Origin of the sequence: Bacillus seohaeanensis (assembly GCF_042684945.1) — a bacterium.
GTDB classification, from domain to species: Bacteria; Bacillota; Bacilli; order Bacillales; family Bacillaceae_B; genus Rossellomorea; species Rossellomorea seohaeanensis.
Window position 1 is genome coordinate 1 of the sequence record NZ_JBHUMF010000017.1, and the last position, 21325, is coordinate 21325.

17 protein-coding genes are annotated in these 21325 nt (G+C 36.2%); 11 read left to right on the forward strand and 6 right to left on the reverse strand.

Going from position 1 to position 21325, the window contains the following annotated elements; all coding sequences use genetic code 11:
* Positions 1 to 243 (forward strand): hypothetical protein (locus ACFSUL_RS08015; RefSeq protein ID WP_377934336.1); only part of this gene is annotated, 243 nt, incomplete at its 5' end.
* Complete coding sequence (locus ACFSUL_RS08020; RefSeq protein WP_377934338.1) at positions 243 to 1892, forward strand: PAS domain S-box protein; 1650 nt, start codon at positions 243 to 245, stop codon at positions 1890 to 1892. The genes ACFSUL_RS08015 and ACFSUL_RS08020, both read left to right, overlap by 1 nt.
* 250 nt (positions 1893 to 2142) lie before the next feature.
* Here ACFSUL_RS08020 and ahpF read toward each other — a convergent pair whose 3' ends face one another.
* Together ahpF and ahpC are read right to left on the reverse strand one after the other, a co-directional pair.
* Positions 2143 to 3672 (reverse strand): alkyl hydroperoxide reductase subunit F, encoded by a 1530-nt coding sequence (ahpF, locus tag ACFSUL_RS08025; RefSeq protein WP_377934340.1) that lies wholly within the window; start codon positions 3670 to 3672, stop codon positions 2143 to 2145.
* A gap of 15 nt (positions 3673 to 3687) precedes the next feature.
* Positions 3688 to 4251, reverse strand: coding sequence for an alkyl hydroperoxide reductase subunit C (gene ahpC / locus ACFSUL_RS08030; protein WP_071410396.1), 564 nt, complete (start codon positions 4249 to 4251; stop codon positions 3688 to 3690).
* A 480-nt stretch (positions 4252 to 4731) separates the two neighbouring features.
* On the opposite strand from ahpC, the gene ACFSUL_RS08035 reads away from it, so the two are divergent.
* The 8 genes from ACFSUL_RS08035 to ACFSUL_RS08070 all read left to right on the forward strand — a co-directional run bounded on the left by ACFSUL_RS08035 (position 4732) and on the right by ACFSUL_RS08070 (position 14761).
* The gene (locus ACFSUL_RS08035) at positions 4732 to 5553 is read left to right on the forward strand and encodes an ABC transporter permease (protein ID WP_377934343.1); all 822 of its coding nucleotides are present in this window, start codon (positions 4732 to 4734) and stop codon (positions 5551 to 5553) included.
* A gap of 20 nt (positions 5554 to 5573) precedes the next feature.
* Positions 5574 to 6353, forward strand: a complete 780-nt coding sequence (locus ACFSUL_RS08040; RefSeq protein WP_377934345.1) for an ABC transporter ATP-binding protein — start codon at positions 5574 to 5576, stop codon at positions 6351 to 6353.
* A gap of 146 nt (positions 6354 to 6499) precedes the next feature.
* Entirely contained in the window at positions 6500 to 7600 is a 1101-nt protein-coding gene (locus ACFSUL_RS08045; RefSeq protein WP_377934347.1) for an ABC transporter substrate-binding protein, read from the forward strand.
* Between the two features lie 427 nt (positions 7601 to 8027).
* Positions 8028 to 8960: an L-lactate dehydrogenase gene (locus tag ACFSUL_RS08050; RefSeq protein ID WP_377934349.1), complete on the forward strand. Its 933-nt coding sequence runs from the start codon at positions 8028 to 8030 to the stop codon at positions 8958 to 8960.
* Between the two features lie 189 nt (positions 8961 to 9149).
* On the forward strand, positions 9150 to 10724 hold the full coding sequence (locus ACFSUL_RS08055; RefSeq protein ID WP_377934351.1) for an L-lactate permease: 1575 nt from the start codon (positions 9150 to 9152) through the stop codon (positions 10722 to 10724).
* A 510-nt stretch (positions 10725 to 11234) separates the two neighbouring features.
* On the forward strand, positions 11235 to 12764 hold the full coding sequence (locus ACFSUL_RS08060) for an ATP-binding protein (RefSeq protein WP_377934353.1): 1530 nt from the start codon (positions 11235 to 11237) through the stop codon (positions 12762 to 12764).
* Positions 12765 to 13178: 414 nt separating this feature from the next.
* Complete coding sequence (fdhD, locus tag ACFSUL_RS08065) at positions 13179 to 13961, forward strand: formate dehydrogenase accessory sulfurtransferase FdhD (protein ID WP_071410404.1); 783 nt, start codon at positions 13179 to 13181, stop codon at positions 13959 to 13961.
* Positions 13962 to 13984: 23 nt separating this feature from the next.
* The gene (locus ACFSUL_RS08070) at positions 13985 to 14761 is read left to right on the forward strand and encodes a formate/nitrite transporter family protein (protein WP_377934356.1); all 777 of its coding nucleotides are present in this window, start codon (positions 13985 to 13987) and stop codon (positions 14759 to 14761) included.
* A gap of 146 nt (positions 14762 to 14907) precedes the next feature.
* Here the strand turns inward: ACFSUL_RS08070 and ACFSUL_RS08075 are convergent, their stop codons facing one another.
* From ACFSUL_RS08075 to fdhF, 4 genes are read right to left on the reverse strand one after another with little or no spacing between them, the layout of a single operon-like run.
* Positions 14908 to 15036 carry a hypothetical protein gene (locus tag ACFSUL_RS08075; RefSeq protein ID WP_377934358.1) on the reverse strand — a complete coding sequence of 43 codons (129 nt, stop codon included), beginning with the start codon at positions 15034 to 15036 and terminating at the stop codon, positions 14908 to 14910.
* Positions 15037 to 15052: 16 nt separating this feature from the next.
* Positions 15053 to 15274, reverse strand: a complete 222-nt coding sequence (locus ACFSUL_RS08080) for a heavy-metal-associated domain-containing protein (RefSeq protein WP_377934360.1) — start codon at positions 15272 to 15274, stop codon at positions 15053 to 15055.
* A 16-nt stretch (positions 15275 to 15290) separates the two neighbouring features.
* Positions 15291 to 15782: a DUF1641 domain-containing protein gene (locus ACFSUL_RS08085; RefSeq protein WP_377934362.1), complete on the reverse strand. Its 492-nt coding sequence runs from the start codon at positions 15780 to 15782 to the stop codon at positions 15291 to 15293.
* Positions 15757 to 18747, reverse strand: coding sequence for a formate dehydrogenase subunit alpha (gene fdhF, locus ACFSUL_RS08090; protein WP_377934364.1), 2991 nt, complete (start codon positions 18745 to 18747; stop codon positions 15757 to 15759). The genes ACFSUL_RS08085 and fdhF overlap by 26 nt, the downstream gene beginning before the upstream one ends.
* Before the next feature lie 728 nt (positions 18748 to 19475).
* Between fdhF and ACFSUL_RS08095 the strand changes: the two genes are divergently transcribed.
* A complete protein-coding gene (locus ACFSUL_RS08095) occupies positions 19476 to 21155 on the forward strand; it encodes a methyl-accepting chemotaxis protein (RefSeq protein WP_377934540.1) in 1680 nt (559 codons plus the stop codon).
* The last annotated feature ends 170 nt before the right edge of the window (positions 21156 to 21325 follow it).

The window sequence follows — 21325 nt, forward strand, 5'->3', positions numbered from 1 at the left end:
ACTTATAAAAGGCCACCAAGCAAAAGCGCGGTAGCCTATGTTACCCCAACATTTGACGTAGAACCATTATATAAAACAATTGAAGTTTGTCTAGAAAAATACGAATATACTGTCAGCCTTTTCGTAAGCATCGGTAGTGTTTATCATGGAATATTTTGGTGTGAAAACTTAAATAGGACTATGGTATTATTAATCTTGCATTATTGTTCTCAAATGTGTTTGGAAACTAAGGAGATTTATTAATGAAATATACAGGAAGAATATTGGCAATTTCAAGTTTAATTATTTCCTCAGCAGCTTTTAAATTAAATGTATATTTATCACTGGGATATTTACCACCAAGGGAATGGATTTTAACCGCCATTTTTATGTTCCCAGTTTGGTGGATTGGATTACAAGTTGATAAAGCCAGATATTATGCGAAGGAAATGAAGAAAAAAGAAGAAGAAAAAGCTGAGCTTTTTGAAAGTGTAGATGCTGTAATTTATTCATATGATCTCATGAATAATAACTTAATGATATCATCAAAAGTTAGTGAGTTATGTGGATATTCAGCAGACGAATTTATCAATAATAAAGATTTATGGAAAAAAATGATTTATAAAGAAGACATTGATGTTTTAGGAAAGTTTGAACAAAAAATTTTGAAAGGCGAGACTGGAGTAGGAGAATACAGAATTCAGCTGCCAAATGGCGAACTAAAGTGGATTCAAAAACGTATTAAGCCTATTTTGGATTCAAATGGAAAAGTAATAAAATTAAATGGTGTCGACATTGATATCGACCAACGCAAGAAGGTTGAGGAATTACTTAGTTATAGTCAAGAACAGAATCGGAAACTGTTAGAAAAACGTTTGGATCAAACTGAACAACGTTTTAAGTCATTATTTGTTCATCATTCGGACTCCATCTTTACATTTAATTTAGATGGACAATTAATAGATGCCAATCAGGCAGCTGAAAAATTAGTCGATTATCCTATCGAGGATCTCAAAAATATGGATTGGAATTCTATCATTCTTCCAAAAGATTTAGATTTACACAGGGAGTATTTTAAGCAAGCTAATGAAGGAAAACATCAGGAGTGTACCGTATCAATTATTCGTAAAGACGGATGTGAACGAGTCGTTAATATAAAAATGATTCCGATTATCATTGATAATCAACTTATTGGGATTTATGAAATTGCAAAAGATATAACGGAATCCAAATTAAGTGAGGAAATGATCAGAAGGTCTGATAAACTATCAGTTGTTGGTCAATTAGCTGCAGGTGTGGCTCATGAAATTAGAAATCCTTTAACAACGCTTAGGGGCTTTGTGCAACTATTTAAAACGGATATTGATGAGCGGTATGCAAATATTATGTTAGCTGAGTTAGATCGTATTAACTTAATAGTCAGTGAATTTCTTATACTTTCCAAGCCACAAGCAATAAACTATGAATATAAGGATATGGAACAGATATTGCATAGTATTATTTCCTTTCTAGAACCGCAGGCAATCATAAAAAATATACAACTTCATTTGGTGGTTGATAAAGAAATACCGCAAATCAAGTGTGAACAAAATCAACTAAAGCAAGTTTTTATTAATCTTTTAAAAAATGCTATTGAAGCGATGCCAAAAGGTGGGAACATTACGGTAGAGGTTCAAGTAACCAATGATGAGATGGTCAATATATGTATTATTGATGAAGGAGAAGGAATAGAAGAAGAGCAAATACCTAAAGTGGGAGAACCCTTTTTTTCAACGAAGGAAAATGGGACTGGACTAGGTTTAATGGTTAGTTATCGAATTATTGAAAATCATGGTGGTGCAATGAGAATTTCAAGTCAGTTGAATAAAGGCACAACCATTGAGATTAAATTGCCTATAAGTACCCGAAGTTAGAAAGAAAGGGAAACTTTCCTTCATAGCCCAATTTAAGGATAACAACAATAAAAAGTAAAGAATAATAAAGAAAATCACTATCTTGTCTAGCTAGATAGTGATTTTCTAAAATAATGGATATTGTAATTGTTTCTATTATAAGCTTATGAACCATCTAACAATTTTTTAACGTATTTACAATCATTAGAGGGATTTATAAATACTACCTAAAAGAACTGTTAAATTAGGAGTCTACTGCTTATGTTCTATATTAATTTCGAATGAGATAATCAAATGCACCTAAAGCTGCTGTTGCACCGGATCCCATGGAAATAATAATTTGGTTATAGGCACTATCTGTACAATCTCCTGCTGCAAATACTCCAGGAATTGTCGTAGCTCCACGCTTATCAACGATGATTTCACCTATTGCGTTACGCTCAAGTGTACCTTCTAACCATTCAGTATTTGGCACAAGTCCAATTTGGACAAATACACCTTGTAATTCGACATGGTGTTCTTCACCTGTCTCACGATCGGTGTAAGTAATGCCATTTACATTGTCCGTACCTGTAATTTCTTGAGTAGCAGCGTTCGTTACGACTGTTACATTTGGTAGGCTGTTAAGACGCTCTTGTAGAACTTGATCTGCTTTTAACTCTGATGCAAATTCAAGAACTGTGACATGTTTTACAATCCCAGCAAGGTCAATTGCTGCTTCAATACCAGAGTTACCGCCACCGATAACCGCTACGTCTTTTCCTGCAAATAATGGACCATCACAGTGTGGGCAGTAGGCAACCCCTTTATTTTTAAGTTCTTGCTCACCAGGAACGTTAACATTTCGCCAACGAGCACCTGTTGAAATAATTACGGATTTACTCTTAAGAACAGCACCGTTTTCAAGTTCAATTTCAAAAAGGTCCTTCTTCTCTAAACGCTTAGCACGCTGTAAGTCTATGACATCAATATCATACTCTTTTACATGTTCTTCAAGAGCTTGTGCCAGTTTAGGTCCTTCTGTAGCTTTTACACTGATAAAGTTTTCAATACTTAGCGTGTCAAGAACTTGTCCACCAAATCGTTCTGCAACGATTCCTGTACGAATACCTTTACGCGCTGTATAAATTGCCGAACTTGCTCCAGCTGGTCCACCACCAACAACGAGGACATCGTATGGGTCTTTATCCGCTAGATCTTCTGCACTTAGACCCTCACCCAATTTAGCAATAATTTCTTGGAGTGAAATACGACCTCCGTTCCAGAACTCGCCATTTAGGAAAACGGCTGGTACGGCCATAACATTTTTACTTTCTACTTCTTCTTTAAATGCAGCTCCATCAATCATTGTGTGTGTAATGTTAGGGTTAAGTACACTCATAATGTTTAGTGCTTGCACAACGTCAGGACAGTTATGGCAAGTTAAGCTGACATATGTTTCAAAGTGATATTCACCATCAATTTTTTTAATCTGGTCAATCACACTTTGGTCGACTTTTGGAGCTCGTCCACTTACTTGTAATAAAGCCAACACTAAAGAAGTAAACTCGTGTCCTAAAGGCACACCAGCAAAGGTGACGCCAGTCTCTTCACCGACACGATTAATACTAAAGCTTGGTGTTCTATTTAATTCTGCTTTTTCGACAGTGATTTTAGACGACATGGAAGCTAGCTCTTCAACAAGAGCTAGCATTTCCTTCGATACGTCATCTGAACCTGCACTGACTTTAAGCAGAAGATCATTTTCTACTAGTTGAAGATATTGATTTAACTGTGACTTAATTTCTGCATCCAGTGCCATTTATAATCGCTCTCCTTAAATTTTACCTACAAGGTCAAGGCTTGGCTTAAGTGTTTCTCCGCCTTCTTGCCATTTAGCAGGGCAAACTTCACCTGGGTTGTTGCGAACATATTGTGCTGCTTTAACTTTAGAGATAAGCGTGCTTGCATCACGACCAATGCCTCCTGCATTAATTTCAACAGCTTGGATAACACCATCAGGGTCAATGATGAAAGTACCGCGATCAGCAACACCGTCTTCTTCAATTAATACATCGAAGTCACGAGAAATTTGATGTGAAGGATCTCCAATCATTGTGTATGTGATTTTGCCGATTGCTTCTGAATGATCATGCCATGCTTTATGAACAAAATGTGAATCAGTTGAAACAGAGAATACTTCAACCCCGAGTTCTTGAAGTGCAGGATATTGTTCTTGAAGATCTTCAAGCTCAGTTGGGCAAACAAAAGTGAAATCTGCTGGGTAGAAACAAACAATGCTCCATTTACCTTTTAAATTTTCTTCTGTAACATCGATAAATTCACCGTTTTTATAAGCTTGTGCTGAAAATGGTTGTACTTCTTTTCCTATTAGAGACATAACTAAAATTCCTCCTAAGTGTAATATTTAATATTATAGGAAACCTTTTATTTTATTTGTAAACTTGGCTACCTATAATAATTATTATTAATTTATACTAATTATTATATAGGTTTAATTATTTTTGTCAATTAAAATACAAGGATTACTTTAATTGAATTTTAGCAAATTTTTCGTACAACCTACAAAGAAATAGACTTTATTTATCGGATATTCCTTATAATATTGAGAAAAGTGAAGGTTACAGGGTAAAAGTAGAGATTGATAACCTGCTGATGAAACAGGTGTGGCGAACCGTATCACAAGTAATATTAAAAGGTTAAAGTGACGTATTAAAGACAAAGGCAGAATCTTTTAAAGAAAAAGGTTCTGCCTTTATTCTTAACCATTTTCGTAATCGCCATGTGCAAAAAAATTTTTTTCTACTTTTCACACTTATGGGCGAACGCACATATTATTTGTGTAAAGAGGTGGTGAAGCATGAAGAAAAATAACGTGAATGTAGAATATGATCCTTTTGCAATAGAACAGGAAGAATGGAGAAAAAGGCAAGTAAAAGATCGATTTAAACAATTGCTTACAATATCTTCTCCTATTTTCATTTTAGTTTTATGGGAATTTTTATCGAGAACTGGTTTAGTAGATGCGAGATTTTTCCCACCGCCAACAGAAATAGTTGGAACATTTTTTGTAATGGGAACAAGTGGAGAATTATTTAGTCATATTGGTATTTCATTATATAGAATATTTGCAGGATTTTTGCTAGGTGTTATCCCCGGAATTGTTCTTGGTTTATTAATGGGGCTATATTCACCAATACGGCACTTTTTTTCTCCATTAGTAATGGCGCTTATGCCAATTCCGACGTTGGCGTTATTACCAATTATTTTAATCATATTTGGTATCGGAGAAGTTTCCAAGATTGTAACCATTGCAGGAAGTGTGTTTTTTCCAGTCGTTATTAATACGGTAGCTGGGGTTATAAATATTGACAAAATCTATTTGGATGTAGCGAAAAACTATGGTGCTAATTCTAAAGATTTTTTCTTCAAAATTGCTTTACCTGGATCTCTTCCTGTTATGTTAGAGGGCATCCAAATGGGGCAGGCGATTGCACTTTTAACTATTGTTGCAGCGGAAATGATGGGAGCGAATTCTGGTATAGGTTATTTAATTTGGACCTCCTATAGTGCCTTTTTGCTAAAAGAGATGTATGTGGGACTCGTGCTGATTTCCTTTTTTGGATATCTATTTTCACTTATTTTAAGAGGGTTTCAGAAAAAGTTATTGCCGTGGAGATAGAGTATTAGAGAGGTGATACGATGGAGGAAATTCCGAAGATTTCTATTCATAATTTGACAAAAGTATTTTATAAAAAAGGTAGTAGCGTTTCAGCTTTAAAGGATATAACAATGGATATTAGAGATGGTGAATTTGTTTGTTTGGTTGGGCCGAGTGGGTGTGGAAAGACGACTTTACTTCGTATTCTTGCGGGATTAGAGAAACCAAGTGTTGGAGATTTTTCAATATCACAAGGAAAAGAAGATCGTCCATTACAATCAATGGTTTTTCAGGAGCGAGGAGTTATTCCGTGGTTAACGGTTGAAGAGAATGTTGCGTTTGGGCTCAATATGAGGCATTTACCGAAAAAGATTGTAAAAGAACGAACATCTTACTATTTGAAAAAAGTCGGACTTGAGAAATTTGCAAAGCTTTATCCAAAGGAATTATCCGGAGGAATGAAACAGAGGGTAAGTATTGCGCGAGCTTTTGCTAATGACCCCGAAATTTTATTAATGGATGAACCGTTTGCTGCGTTAGATGAACAAAATAAATTTATTCTTCAAGAAGAATTGTTAAGTATTTGGTCAGAAACAAAGAAGACAGTTCTTTTTATCACACATAGCATTGATGAAGCATTGTTACTTAGTGACAGAATCCTATTAATGAGTTCTCAACCCGGGAAAATTATCGATGAAAAGATCATCGATTTACCGCGACCGAGAAATATGGAACAGGTGCGTGCTAATAAAGAAATGGCAAATAGTTTTGTGGAAATTTGGAATCACCTGCAAGAAGAGGTGCAGGGGTCGAGAATGTAGGTATATAAAAAACTAAAAATGGAGGCGACTTGATAAGAGGCACAAGCACTTTGGAAAAATAGAAGAGATGCCTTTTTAATCTTAACTATTTTTTCTAAAATTGCCCCTCGAGCCTCTAATCGCCGGAACGAGAAAGGAGATTCACCATGGGGAAGTTCAAAGGGGTGTTTTTCGTCCCATTGTTTGTGGTCGCATTAATCATAGGAGGATGCTCTTCCAATAATTCGGGGGAGTCTAACAATGGAGGGAAGGTGAACAATGAAGTAAGTAAAGATAATCCATCAGGTGATTTAGCTCCTCTTGACGATAAGGCATCGGTGGTTATCGCAGAGGATGGATCTGCTTCAGGGGCAGGTTTTTATATTGCAAAAGAAAAAGGTTACTTTGAAGATTACAATATTGAAGTAGAATTCGCTCAATTTGCAAATAGTGATGATATGCTACCGGCATTAGCCTCTGGCGAAGTAGATATTGCAGGGGGAATTTCATCTGCTTCCTTTTTTAACGCCATTGCTCAAGGAATTGACGTTAAAATTATTGCAGATAAAGGACATAACATAAAAGGAGACTCTTACTTTTCCTTTGTAATTAGTAATGATTTGAAAGAGGAAATGAAGGACTACTCTGACTTTAAAGGTAAGCGTATAGCGGTTTCTACCAGAAATGCAGTGGATGATTATATTTTTCATAAGATGATAGAGCATGGAGGCTTGACGAAGGATGAGGTAGAGTTTGTACTAATGCCGGATTTTGGAAATATGCTTGCATCTATTGAGAATGGTTCTATTGATGCAGCACTTCAAATTGAACCATTTATTACACAAGGAAGTGAACAGGGTATCCATACTCGGTTTGGAGATGCAACGGATTATGCACCAAAAGCTCAAATTGCAATGGTACTTGGGTCACCTAAATTTATAAATGAAGAAAAAGATATTTCCTTAAGATTCATGGCTGCCTATTTAAAAGGTGTCCGTGACTACAATGATGCTTTTATTAAAGGGGAAGGCAAAGACGAAATAATTGAGATCATGACAGAGTATACGGCACTAAAAGATCCTAACCTATGGGAGAATGTTGGTGTTACAGGATTAAATCCTAATGGTGAAATGTTCATCGAGGATATTAAAAATCAATATGATATGTATAAAGAAAATGGTGCCACTCGAGGAGAGCTAGACTTCGACAAAGCCATTGACACGTCTATTACAGAAAAGGCTGTGGAGATTATTGGCGAATATGAATAGGTAGTCATGGAGAGAGTTGGCTATTTTAATCAGGGAGAATAATAGATGTTAGTTCTATTTTGGGATAAAGAGAGGCAACGATAGTATTCACTGCCTCTTTTTATTTCTTTTCTTTTTTTGAAAATAAGTGTTGTATTTCTTTGCTAACATGTTGTATAATTTGTTTGTGAAGAACTTCACAATAATCTCAGGAATAAACAGACCGCAATAAGATTATCTTTTTTTAAATCTGTTTGTGAAATTATTCACAAATAGAACAATAGGTCTTCCCTTCTCTCCACTATGAATGGAGATGAAAAAGTGATTTTAGACATATAGGTACCATTAGCAATTAGTATAGAAGTTAAAATAAGTTGAAATTAAAACATTAAGTATACTTAATCATGTGAAATGATTCACAATTAATGACTAATTGGAGGAAATCATGATGAATATTACATTAGGAAGCAAAGTTGTTTTAGTTGGAACCGGTTCAGTTGGCTCAAGTTATGCTTATGGTTTGATGAACCAAGGAGTTTGTGATGAATTAGTGCTTGTTGATTTAAATGAGGAAAAATCTAAAGGCGATGTTATGGATTTAAATCATGGGATTGTGTATGCTCCATCAACCATGAAAATAAAATTTGGTTCTTATGATGATTGTAAAGATGCTGCACTTGTCGTTATATGTGCTGGTGCTGCACAAAAACCAGGAGAAACTAGATTAGATCTTGTTAGTAAAAATGTAAAAATCTTTGAATCTATCGTAGGGAACATTATGAAGTCAGGATTTAATGGTATTTTCTTAGTTGCAACTAATCCTGTTGATATTTTAGCTTATGCTACATGGAAATTCTCAGGTCTCCCAAAAGAAAGAGTAATTGGTTCTGGAACAATTCTAGATTCTGCAAGATTTCGCTATCTACTAGGTGAAGAGTTTGATACAGCTCCTACAAGTGTCCATGGCTATATTATTGGAGAACATGGGGATTCTGAACTTCCTGTTTGGAGCTCTGCTAATATCTCTGGCGTACCAGTAGCGCCAAGATTAACAGAAGAAAGAAAAGAGGAAATAGCTGTTGAGGTGCGGGATGCAGCCTACAAAATTATTGAATCAAAAGGTGCTACGTATTATGGAATTGCAATGGGATTAGTGCGAATCACAAAAGCAATTTTACAAAATGAAAATGTCGTTTTACCAGTTGGCACGCTGTTAACAGGAGAGTATGATCACGAGGATGTTTACGTTGGAGTTCCTTCTGTTATTAATCGTACAGGTGTAAAAAATATAGTGGAACTTTCATTAAATGATAATGAAAAAGAAAAGTTTGCTAGTTCTGTAAAAACACTGAAAGGTATTCAATCTCTTTATTGGGAATAGTGTCATTCTTAAAGGCTGTTTTCGTAAAGGTGGTTGCTTTTTAACCGAAAACTTACTGAGTTAATTGGAGCGGAGGGCTCTTCCCTCTCTCCACGTGGAAATCAACGGGAAAAACTCACAAATGAAAACAACAATCTATGAGAAGTGAGCCTTCTTAAATAAGAAATTTTATGTAGGGGAGTAATTCCGATGTTAGTAGAAACTTTTGATCCATTTCATCATCTCGGCCTATCCGCTTTAGTTGCAGCGATTCCAATTCTTTTGTTTCTATTATGCCTAACAGTGCTAAAAATGAAAGGTATTCATGCAGCCCTATTAAATTTACTAGTAACCTTTCTAATCGCACTTTTTGTTTTTAAACTGCCTATTGGGGAATCAATTGGAAGTGTTATACAAGGTGCTATACAAGGGATATGGCCAATTGGCTATATCATTGTAATGGCGGTCTGGTTGTATAAAATTTCCGTTAAGTCAGGGAAGTTTGACGTTTTACGTGGTAGTATTGCAGGGATTTCACAGGATCAGCGTATACAACTCTTATTAATCGGTTTTTGCTTTAACGCCTTTCTTGAAGGCGCAGCTGGTTTCGGTGTTCCAATTGCAATTTGTGCCGTTCTCTTAGTTTCATTAGGATTTAAACCGTTACAGGCAGCAATGCTTTGTCTTATCGCAAATGGTGCTTCTGGAGCATTTGGGGCTATTGGAATACCAGTTGGAATCATCGATACATTTGGTCTTGAAGGCGATGTAACGGCTATGAATGTATCTGTCATGACTGCTTTAACACTACCTATCATTAATTTTACAATCCCATTTCTATTAATAGGGATAATGGATGGATTTAAAGGGATTAAAGAGATATTTCCGGCTATTTTAATCACTTCTACTACTTATACAGTGAGTCAAGCAATTATAACTATATTTATAGGTCCAGAATTAGCTGACATAATTCCCTCTTTATTAGCGATGGGGCTACTTGCACTATTTCTTAAAAAGTGGCAGCCTAAACGGATATTTTTACTTAATGGAAAAGAGTGTGAATTTGAAAAGCATTCTATGGGAGATATGATAAAAGCGTGGTCCCCGTTCTATTTATTAACTATATTTGTATTAATATGGAGTTTCCCAGCATTTAAAGGATTATTTACAGAAGGTGCAATCCTTGGGTTCTCTGTTTTAAAGTTTGCGATACCAGGATCTGCTATCGATGTTAGTGTTGATGTAATAGGAGCAACAGGTACAGCCATACTATTAGCAGGTTTAACAACAATAGTTACAACAAAATCAATAACTGGGAAGGAAAGCATAGGTCTTCTTAAGGAAACTGTTTCTGAATTTTATATCCCTATTATTATGATCTGTGCCATTATTGGGATAGCTAAATTAATGACATATGGTGGATTAACTTCTACTTTAGGGGAAGCAGTGGCAACAACAGGAGATATTTTCCCGCTATTATCACCAATTTTAGGGTGGATTGGAGTATTTATGACGGGATCGGTAGTCAATAACAATACATTATTTGCACCAATACAGTCTACTGCTGGTAGTATAATTGGAACTAATTCTTCTCTATTAGTTTCTGCTAATACTGCAGGAGGAGTGATAGCAAAGCTTGTTTCTCCTCAATCTGTTGCAATAGCAACGGCAGCTGTTGGAGAAACTGGAAAAGAAGCAGCACTCACAAAGATGACATTAAAATATAGCTTTATATTACTAGCCTTTGTAAGTATTTGGACATTTATCTTATCACTAGTTTTTTAGCGATACTAGTATGTGAACAATTAAGGAATTGGAGTAACGACTCTAATTCCTTTTTTAATGTTAAAGCAAGTAAAAGTAGTATAAAAAAATGGTAACATGTCTCCCTTTTATATGGAGACTACGGATAAAGTATTGAGGATGCGGAGAAGCATTTATCTAAAAAATTTCACTAGAAAAGAACGGAGTGAGTAATTAGACCTACCCTCTATTCTTTATAGTGAACAGAAGTGTTTAATGGTGTCTTGCTGTACCACTTATTTTAAATCAGTTAATTATATTTAATTGGATTTCATTTTCATACGAACTTTTTTTCGTGGAAGATACCAAAAGATAGCGTGGACAATGAGATTATTATATTAAAATAACTTACTCCTCTCATTTTTCTTCTTCTTTCTAGCCGTTTTTACAATGGGAAATAATGCTTGTTGTATAAGGGAGAGAAGGATTAGGCAAAAGATGATAAAATAAGAATAATAGAGAAACAAGTCGAGTATAAGAGGGAGGTTGAACATGAATATGAATGTACATCATCCACCAGATTATTCATCCGTTCCACAGGATAACGTAATCTTAGAACATTATGGGGTGAATGAACTAAACTTCGAGTCTATTAAAAATTATCGAGATAAATTTTCTGCTATTAAACCAAATCATCCGTGGAATGGACTAGAAACAAAAGAATTTTTATACAAAATTGGTGCATGGGGAAAGGTTCGAAATACGAATGAGGAAGGCTTAACGCTTGCTGGTTTATTAATGTTCAGTGAGGAAAGGATTATTACAGAAGTATTGCCACAGTATTTTCTTGAATATCGAGAAAGTTTAGAGGAAACACTAAATGGAAATTGGTCTAAACGCTTTACTTCACAGGATGGTACTTGGTCGGGGAATATATTTGACTTTTATTTCAAAACAAGTGCTGATTTAGCAGTTGATTTGAATGATTTATGTCAAAACAATAATCTTACTCTATCTGATGAGACGGCTGCTATATCTTGTTTGCATGAATCATTGATCAATGCATTAGTTCACTCCGATTATTATGGTGAGGGTGGCGTTGTTATTGAAAAGGAAAAGAATTTGTTTCGGTTTTCCAATCCTGGTCTTTTCCGTATATCAGTAGATCAAGCATTAGAAGGTAATATAAGCAATCTCCGCAACCCTAATCTCTTTAAAATGTTTATTTTAATAGGGCTTTGTAAAAGGACAGGCTCTGGATTAAAAAACATGGAGACAGCATGGAAGGATTATGGGGAGGATGCTTTTAATTTAATCCAAGTGCCAGAATCAGAACGTACGATTCTCACGTTACATGTAAAATCAAATTTGTTGGAAGAAGTACAACAGATGGAGGAAATAGTTGAAACAGAAGAGCACGAGCTTTTTTTATTTCCCGAAGAAGAGGTGGTAAACGAAGCCTTTGGTGACCAAGAGAGCTCCGTTAATAATGAGAAAAGCTCCATAAATAACGGAGTAAGCTCCGTAAATAAAAAGAGTAACTCCATTAATAACGATGATGACATCATAAAACGCGATAATAACTCCGTTAATAATGGTGATATCTCCGTAAACAAAGAGATTAACTCCTATAATAGTGGAAATAACTCCGATATTAAAGAAAGTGACTCCTATAATAACGAAGAAAACCCTTTTGTCAGTGCTTTTAACTCCGATAATAGTGAGATGCATGCGATAAATGAGCAAAAAGTTGATAGAGTGGCAAGTGATTTAAAAGTTGAACGAAAAGAGCAAAAAGCAGACTTCGCTTCTTCAAAAGAAATGGAAGAGGAATTGTGGGGAATTTCAGAGATTGCCAGAAGAAAGAGACGGTTAAAGCCAAGCGTAATGGAAGAAGTGATAGTAAGGCTTTGTGCCAAAAAACCATTAATGTTAAAAGAACTAGCACACTTATTAGAGAGAACCCCTGACGGATTAAGAAATAATTATCTAGCAAAGCTATTAAATAAAGGGGAAATAAGATTAAAGTATCCGGATCAATTAAATCATCCGAAGCAAGCCTATATAATCGTTGAGAAGTAAGAAAAGTAAAGGTGAGGTTAAAGCAGCAAATAGGCTATCCTTGCTTATACTAGTAAAGTAGAAAAACAGTAGAGGGAGAAATCCTCTGCTGTTTTTTTATTATGAAGATGATTCTTTGTGACTGACCAGTCAGGCTTGTCATCGTCTTCTACAATATTATGAGCACGGTTTATATTTTTTGAGTAAATACTTATATTTTTAAAGCCTGTTTTCGTAAAATTTTTTATTTGGGGGCAATGGACCATTCCAATCCACCCCAATCTCCCCTGTGTTTTCAACTTTTTTTACTTATTAGCTTTAAATATTGCCTTAATTGAAGAAACTATAACTAGTATGAGTAATTTGGCAAGTGGAAGCGGCTCACCCAAGGATGATAAGCCTTTAACCAGTGGAATTAGATAAGGGGGCTTTTGTATGAATACTGAGAAAATAACGGTTGTTAAATATGATGGTGATTATTTAGGAGAAACGCAGGAAGATGCAGCGGTTGAACATCCGCTAACTATTCGATTGGATGGGGAAGAGTTTGCGACAATGGTGTGCTCGCCTGATCATTTACATGAGCTTGTTGTTGGATTCTTAGCCTCAGAAGGAATAATCCGTTCTGAAAAGCAAATTAAGTCATTGCAAATTGATGATAGTAAGGGATTTGCTTATGTCGAGTTAGAAAATAAGCAAGTTAGAAACAAGGATTATGTCTCTAAAAGATTCATTGGTTCTTGTTGTGGAAAAAGTAGGCAATTTTATTTTCATAACGATGTCCAAACTGCAAAGACAATACGTAGTTATATGCAACTATCGGTTATCCAATGTTTGCACCTTATGAATGAACTGCAAAATCATTCTTCTCAGTTCCATTTAACGGGTGGTTTTCATAATGCAGCTCTATGCACAAAAGAAAAATTACTCTTAACACGGGCAGATATTGGTAGACATAATGCTCTAGATAAAATTTATGGATATTGCCTACATAACCGTATTTCATTATCAGACAAAGTAATTGTTTTTAGTGGAAGAATTTCTTCAGAAATCGTATTAAAAGTTGCAAAAATTGGTGCAGGAGTCCTTTTATCTAAATCGGCTCCAACAACTTTAGCGTTAAAGTTGGCACATGACTTAGGGATTACCGCGGTAGGTTTTATTCGAAAAGAAAGATTAAATGTATATACACATCCAGAAAGAATCGTGCAAGGCTAAAATAAAGGAAAGTAGGTAGTAAAATGTCATTTCATCCACCTAAGAAAACAGCAGAACTAGCCATGGAGCATGGGGAAAAGAAAGTTCATTTACCAGTATTTACTACACTTATTCTTGGTTTTTTAGCGGGAGCTTTTATCGCTTTTGGCTTTTTGTTGGACATTCGAGTGACTGCAAATTTACCGGAAGAAATATGGGGATCGATGTCTGCGTTCATTGGCGGAGCAGTCTTTCCGGTTGGGTTAGTATTTGTGCTACTAGCAGGTGGTGAACTACTCACAGGTAATATGATGGCGGTAGCAGTAGCAAGGTTTACTGGTAAAATTAAGACAATCCACATCGTAAAAAACTGGTCAATTATCACTGTCAGCAACTTTATCGGTTCAATTTTTGTGGCCTACTTTTTTGGACATATCCTTGGGTTAACGGAAACAGGTCCTTTTTTGGAGAAAACGGTAGCCGTCGCTGGTGGTAAAATAGAAGATTCCTTTTTTCAAGCTTTTATTTCAGGCATTGGAGCTAATTGGCTAGTATGCTTAGCTGTATGGCTTTGTTACAGTGCGGATGACTTTACAGGTAAAGTTCTCGGTATTTGGTTTCCGATTATGGCGTTTGTTGCTATCGGGTTTCAGCACGTCGTAGCTAATATGTTTGTCATTCCAGCCGCTATCTTTGCTGGTTACTTTAGTTGGTGGGAATACTTTGTAAACTTTGTTGCTGTATTTCTTGGAAACGCAGTTGGAGGCGCAATCTTTGTTGGTGGGTTTTACTATATGGCTTATTTGAGAGAAAAAGTCTAAACGGACGGTTTCATTAGTGCTTTTTTGCTTCAAAACGAACGAATTTTATTTTTAAAATTACCTAACTCTGGAATCCACTTGATGGCTTTCTTGAAAGTAAAATGGACCAGTCTCTTTATTGTAGAGGCTGGTCCACTTTTATGTTGCTATTCTAACTCCGATGATGGATATATTATGTGTTCCGTACATTCTAGACAAACATCTAGGATATCATACTTAGGTTCTTCCCTATCTACTTCCTCTACTCGGCCGCAAACTTCACAAATCCTAGCCATTCAAGAGATCCTCCTTTTACAATTCACCTTCGAGTTTGTTTGCTTCATATCCAATATCGATAATCGCTTGTTGAAAGTCTTGCAATGATCCAGCTTTCTCATCATAGGAAATGATAGCCTCTTTTGTCTGTACATTAATTTTGACGTTGCGTATACCCCATACATCATGCAAAGCTTTGCTAACTTTTACTTCGTCTTCTTTTTTGAGGTTAGGAATAGAAAGTTTATGGGTAATCAATTGTTTCACATCCTGACTAATGAGCTTGTTTGTTGTTTAATCCTTCTCCCATGCCATTTAAAAAATGAATCATCGTATTTAACGACGCATTTACATTTGGGTCTTTCATCGACTTTAGTAATCCCCACATTCCTATTTGTTCTTTCTTTTGTGTGCTTTCCGATGCCTTTTGTACCCCTTGTGTCAATCCCCCTAGAAGTTGTTTTAGTTGATCTGAATCTATCGATGACAACAGTTCTACTCCACTCATTCCATTTTTAATGATGTTGTGCATTCCGGGTTGGTTTATCTGTTCAATCGCAATGGAGCCTATTTTTTCTTTTGTTCTGAGAAAACCTTTGAGCATATCTAGAACCCCAGATTGATGGAGTTCTTTAAGAATAATTAGGCTGTCTTGAATAGCCTCCCTATTGTCAGCGATTTGTTTTAGAATTGCTTGGATATCCTCTGCTCGCTCTTCCTCTACATTACTTTGTTTTCGCTCAATTTGCTTGATCGCTTTTGCCATCGTAAATTCCCTCACTTTCAAGTGTCTCAGGAATCGGAGTGAAGTCTGAACGATTCCATTTTTTCTCCACTTCTACACCAATGTGTGGCTGTGGATTTCCAAATCGATGATTATGTCGAGGTAACGGAGATTCACCTGATTGCTCGAGTATTTCCATTTTAACCTGTGTTTCTTTATAGTTTGGTGTATGTGTGTCTTTGTCATAATAACTACTTGTTAATTTATTTACCGCTTTTTCGTTTTCTATTGTATTCATCGGCAAATATAGTTCATTACCTGCGACTCGTTCTGTAACTAACACACGTACTTTCACCTGACCATATGGGGAGGTTAAACGGACTAGTGATCCTGTTTCAAGGTTCCGTTCATCAGCCAGCTCTTTTGATACTTCTAGCCAAGGGTTAGGGACCATATGATGAATACCATCCGATCTATCTGTCATGTTGCCTTCGTGGAATTGTTCCAGTAACCGACCATTATTTAGATGAAGGTCAAATTCGTCATCTACTTCAAACGGTGGTGTCCAATCGACAGGAAAAAGTCGCGCCTTCCCATCTAGGAATTTAAACTTATCTTTGTATAGTAGCGGCGTACTCTCGCCATTTTTTTTCACTGGCCAAACTTGGCTATCCCAACCTTCCAACCGGTCATATTTTACTCCTGCAAAAATTGGTGCAAGCTGTGCTACTTCATCCATAATTTCAGATGGATGAGAGTACTGCCAGTTTGCTCCTAACTTGTTGGCAAAGTCACGGAAGATTTCCCAATCCGGTTTACAATCTCCAAGTGGCTCGAATACTTGATAGAAACGTTGAATTCTTCTTTCTGTGTTTGTGAAAGTTCCTTCTTTTTCTAAGCTAGGCGCTGCTGGTAAAACAACATCCGCAAATTGTGCTGTTTTAGAAAAGAAAATATCTTGGACGACAAAGAATTCTAGTTTTTCAAATGCTTCATGGACATAATTGATATTCGAATCAACTAAAGCCATTTCCTCTCCAAAAAGGTACATTCCTTTCACATGTCCATCTGTAATTGCTTCGACAATTTGGTGGTTATTCAAGCCTGGTTCTTTCGGGATATTTGTACCCCATGCTTGCTCAAATCGAGAGCGTACTTCATCATTCTCGACAGGCTCGTAACCTGGTAACCAGTTAGGCATTGTGCCAAAATCACTTGCACCTTGTACGTTATTGTGGCCGCGAAGTGGGTAAGCGCCGGCCCCTGGTTTGCCGTAATTACCTGTAACTAAAAGGAGATTACTAATAGCTGTACTTGTGTCAGTACCTCCTAAGTGTTGAGTGACGCCCATTGCCCATAAAATACATGTGCCATTTGACTCATGTATCATTTCTGCCACTTTTATTAGTGTGTCTTTTGATAACCCTGTTACTTCTTCAGCATATTCCAGTGTGAACTTTTCTAGCGATTCCTTGTATTTTTCTATATTATTGACACGTTCTTGTAAAAACTGCTTATCTTCCCAACCTTGATCAAGAATGTACTTTGTCACAGCTGATAACCATACAAGGTCTGACCCTGGCTTTGGATGGATGAATAGATCTGCTCGATCAGCTAATTCATTTTTTCTTAAATCGGAGACAAGTAATTTCAAATCATGTAGCTTGTGGGCACGTTTAATCCTAGTGGCTAGCACTGGATGGGATTCAGAAGGATTTGCCCCAACAACAATAACGAGGTCTGCACCTGCGATATCTTTCATTGTTCCTGAATCTCCACCAATTCCGACTGTCCGCATTAAACCAGCTGATGCTGGTGTTTGGCAATACCGAGAGCAGTTGTCAATATTATTCGTTTGAAAAACAGAACGTGCAAGTTTTTGAAATAAATAGTTTTCTTCATTGGTGCATTTAGAAGATGAAATAAATCCTAGTGCATCTGCTCCATCTTTTTCTTTAATAGCTTGGAACTTTTCGGCCATTAGATTTAGGGCCTCGTCCCAAGATGCCTCATAGAATTTGTCTCCTTTTCGAATAAGCGGCTTGGTTAGGCGCTCTTTGCTATTGACAAAGTCCCAGCCGAATTTTCCTTTTACACATGTAGAGATGCCATTTACAGGAGCATCCTCTTGTGGTTGAATTTTTAAAATTTCTCTATCCTTTGTCCATACTTCAAAGCTGCATCCTACTCCACAATAGGTACACACTGTTTTGGTTCTTTTTATTCGATCTTCCCGCATTGTTGCTTCTACATTGGAAATAGTAAAAATTTCTTTATATCCTGGTTCTACTTCCTTTGTTAAATCAATCATTGGTTCTAAAATATTTTTAGGAATTCCAGTCATATATCCTGCTTTTCCAAGCATAGATTTTTCCATCAACGCATTACATGGACAAACCGATACACAGTGGCCACAGGAAACACAAGAGGATTTATCAATCGGAACATCATTATCCCAAATAACTCTAGGTTGCTCTCTCTCCCAGTCAATACTTAACACTTCACTGACTTGGAGATCTTGGCATGCTTCTACACAGAGTCCGCACAAAATACATTGGTCGGGTTCATAGCGGTAAAAGGGATGTGTGGTGTCGGGCGGATAGGGTTTTGGTTTGAACTCGTACTTTTGATGCTCGAGTTCTAAATATTCCGCGGTGTTATGTACGACACAGTTTCCGTTGTTGTTATCGCATACGGTACAGTAAAGCTCATGGTTTTTTAAAATTCGTGACATACCTTCTAACTGAGCTTCTTTGGCAACTTCAGAAATAGAATTGACCACCATATTAGGCTCAGCCTTCGTCGAACAGGCTCTTTGTAGCTCGCCGTTTACCTCGACATAACAAGTATCACAGGTTTGAATTACACCAACACCTAAATCTGGTTGCGAGGAACAAATGCCAGGAATATACACGTTATTCTCTAGTGATGCTTCTAAAATGGACTGTCCTTTCTTTGCTTGGATCTCATTGTCATTCACTTTGAGAGTAAAACTATTTACCTCCATATGTGCCCACCTCCTAAAATAGTTAGCTATAGTTAAAGTATGGACTATTCATGAATTTGTATTACAAATAAATGTAATATTTGTAAGGAGGTTGGTTTCTAGGTTGTTTAAGGTAGCATTCAAATGTCAGATTCCAGAACCATTATTTAATCTTCTACTTACGAATTTATTAATGGGAGAGACTAAATGTACCAAAATCTATTACTATGTTATATTAGTGTATTAAAATTTGATGAGAAGTAGGGGGAATTAGAAAATGCTTGAGGAGTAAAGCTAAAAATTTTTATCCTTTTTTTCATTTCCTTTCTTCAATATTCGTCATCAGAAAAGCATACTACATGGTAGTATCATCAAATCATTTGTTTTTAGATTAATAAGCAAAGCTTTCCTGTTGTTTATTAATTTTTGTGTTAAAGATAGATAGGAGTTTTAGTAGAGGACATTTATCTTTTAATAAGAACGTTTTTGATTTGAAAATATTTGGTAAATTATTGAATAAGAGTTGTTTTTATTTTAATTCAATAATAAAAGCCGATAAAAAAATAGAATCATTTATCATCAACCTTAAGGAAAAGTTGAGAATGGACAATATGTATTTTAATGCGGGAATAAAAGGATAGTTTACCCAGTAATTATGAGAACCCATAGAGAATACAGTGACTCCTAAAGTGTTTTCATAAGTGATCCTTAAGATTAGTGAAATAATAATAGAGGTGATTGTCTTGAAGATGAAATTAGGTACTAAAATTAACATAATGGTTTTAGCCATTATTCTTTCTTTATCAATGATTATAGGGTTTGTAGTAAATCAACAAATTACAAAGGGGATTGAAGAATTTGCAGTTGAAAAGGCAAAAGGGGATTTAGGTCTAGCTTACAGATACATAAATAATAAATACCCTGGCGATTGGGCCATAAAAGGTGACAAACTTTATAAAGGAACTACTCTCATAAATGATAATTATGAAGTAGTGGATAAAATAGGTGAAGATACCGGGGATACTGTAACGATTTTCCAAAATGATACAAGGGTAGCAACTAATGTTATACAAAAAGGCAATCGTGCCATTGGAACGAAGGTTTCTGAAGAGGTATCAAATGTTGTTCTTAAAAATGGCAAAAATTTTTACGGTGAAGCTAACGCAGCAGGTAATATTTATCAAGCAGCTTATATGCCAATAAAAAGTGCAGACGGGGAGACGATAGGTATACTCTATGTAGGGGCTTCGCAGGCGATTATTGATAGTATTTTGTCAGGGATTTTAATGAAATTCTTGATTATATTAGTCGTTGTAATTGGGGTATCGTTCTTAATAGTTTATTGGTTTACAAGAAGAATTAAACAAAGATTAACGACGATTGTAAGGGCACTTGAATTAGCGGGACAGGGGGACTTTACATCCGAAATCGAGGATCAGGTTGGTGATGAATTAAGCACACTCTCATTAAGCTTTAATCGAATGGCTAAAGACCTTAAAAGTATGATGAATGAAGTTGCTTTTACTTCAGAGCAAGTTGCTTCAGCCTCAGAACAGTTAAACGCAAGTGCGGAACAAACAAGTAAGGCAACAGAAACCATTACAGAATCTATTCAACAAGTAGCAAATGGGGCAGAACATTCTACTATTAGTGTCCAGGAAAGTGCAGTTGCCTTGGAGGAAGTGACTAAAGGTGTTCAATCCATTGCCGATAATGCCTCTTCCATTTCAGAAGTTAGTTCACAGGCTACCCAAAAGGCTAAAGATGGTGGGGAATTTGTTGATAGAACGGTAAAGCAAATCACTGCAATCAGTCGGTCTGTCAATGAAAGTGGAGAGGTTATAAAATCGTTGGATAAGCGTTCTAGAGAAATTGGAGAAATCACGAAAGTCATTTCGGGCATTGCGGAACAGACCAACTTGCTAGCATTAAATGCTGCTATTGAAGCGGCTAGAGCAGGTGAACATGGAAAGGGATTTGCTGTGGTTGCGGATGAAGTACGTAAATTAGCAGAGCAATCCCAACTTTCCTCATCACAAATTTCAAATCTAATTGGTGAAATTCAACAAGATATGGTTCGTTCTAATAAATCAATGGAACATGTAACAATTGATGTGAAAGATGGTTTGACTATTGTTCAACGGACAGAAAGTAGTTTTAAAGAGATCCTTGAATTTATGGAAGAACTTTCTGAACAGATTCAAGATATGGCAGCAACGGCAGAAGAAATTTCTGCAAGTACAGAAGAAGTAGGAGCCTCTGTATTAGGTATTACAAAAGTTTCTACGGATACTTCTATGCACTCTCAAAATGTAGCAGCTTCAGCAGAAGAACAACTTGCATCAATGGAAGAAATATCGGCATCTTCTAATTCGCTGTCCAGCCTAGCAGAGGACTTACAGAAATTAATCAGTAAATTTAAGGTTTAGAAGAGCATGGAGAAAAAGATTACTCTGCTTTGTTTTAAAAATTCATAGTTTCTTTCTACTGTAGATGGATTAGATATGGGATTAAATCCGTATTATATGGTTGGTGGAAAGTTGAAAGTGGATGGATAAGGAAAAATTGTAAAAAACCCTACCTTCAGCAAACTTGAAGG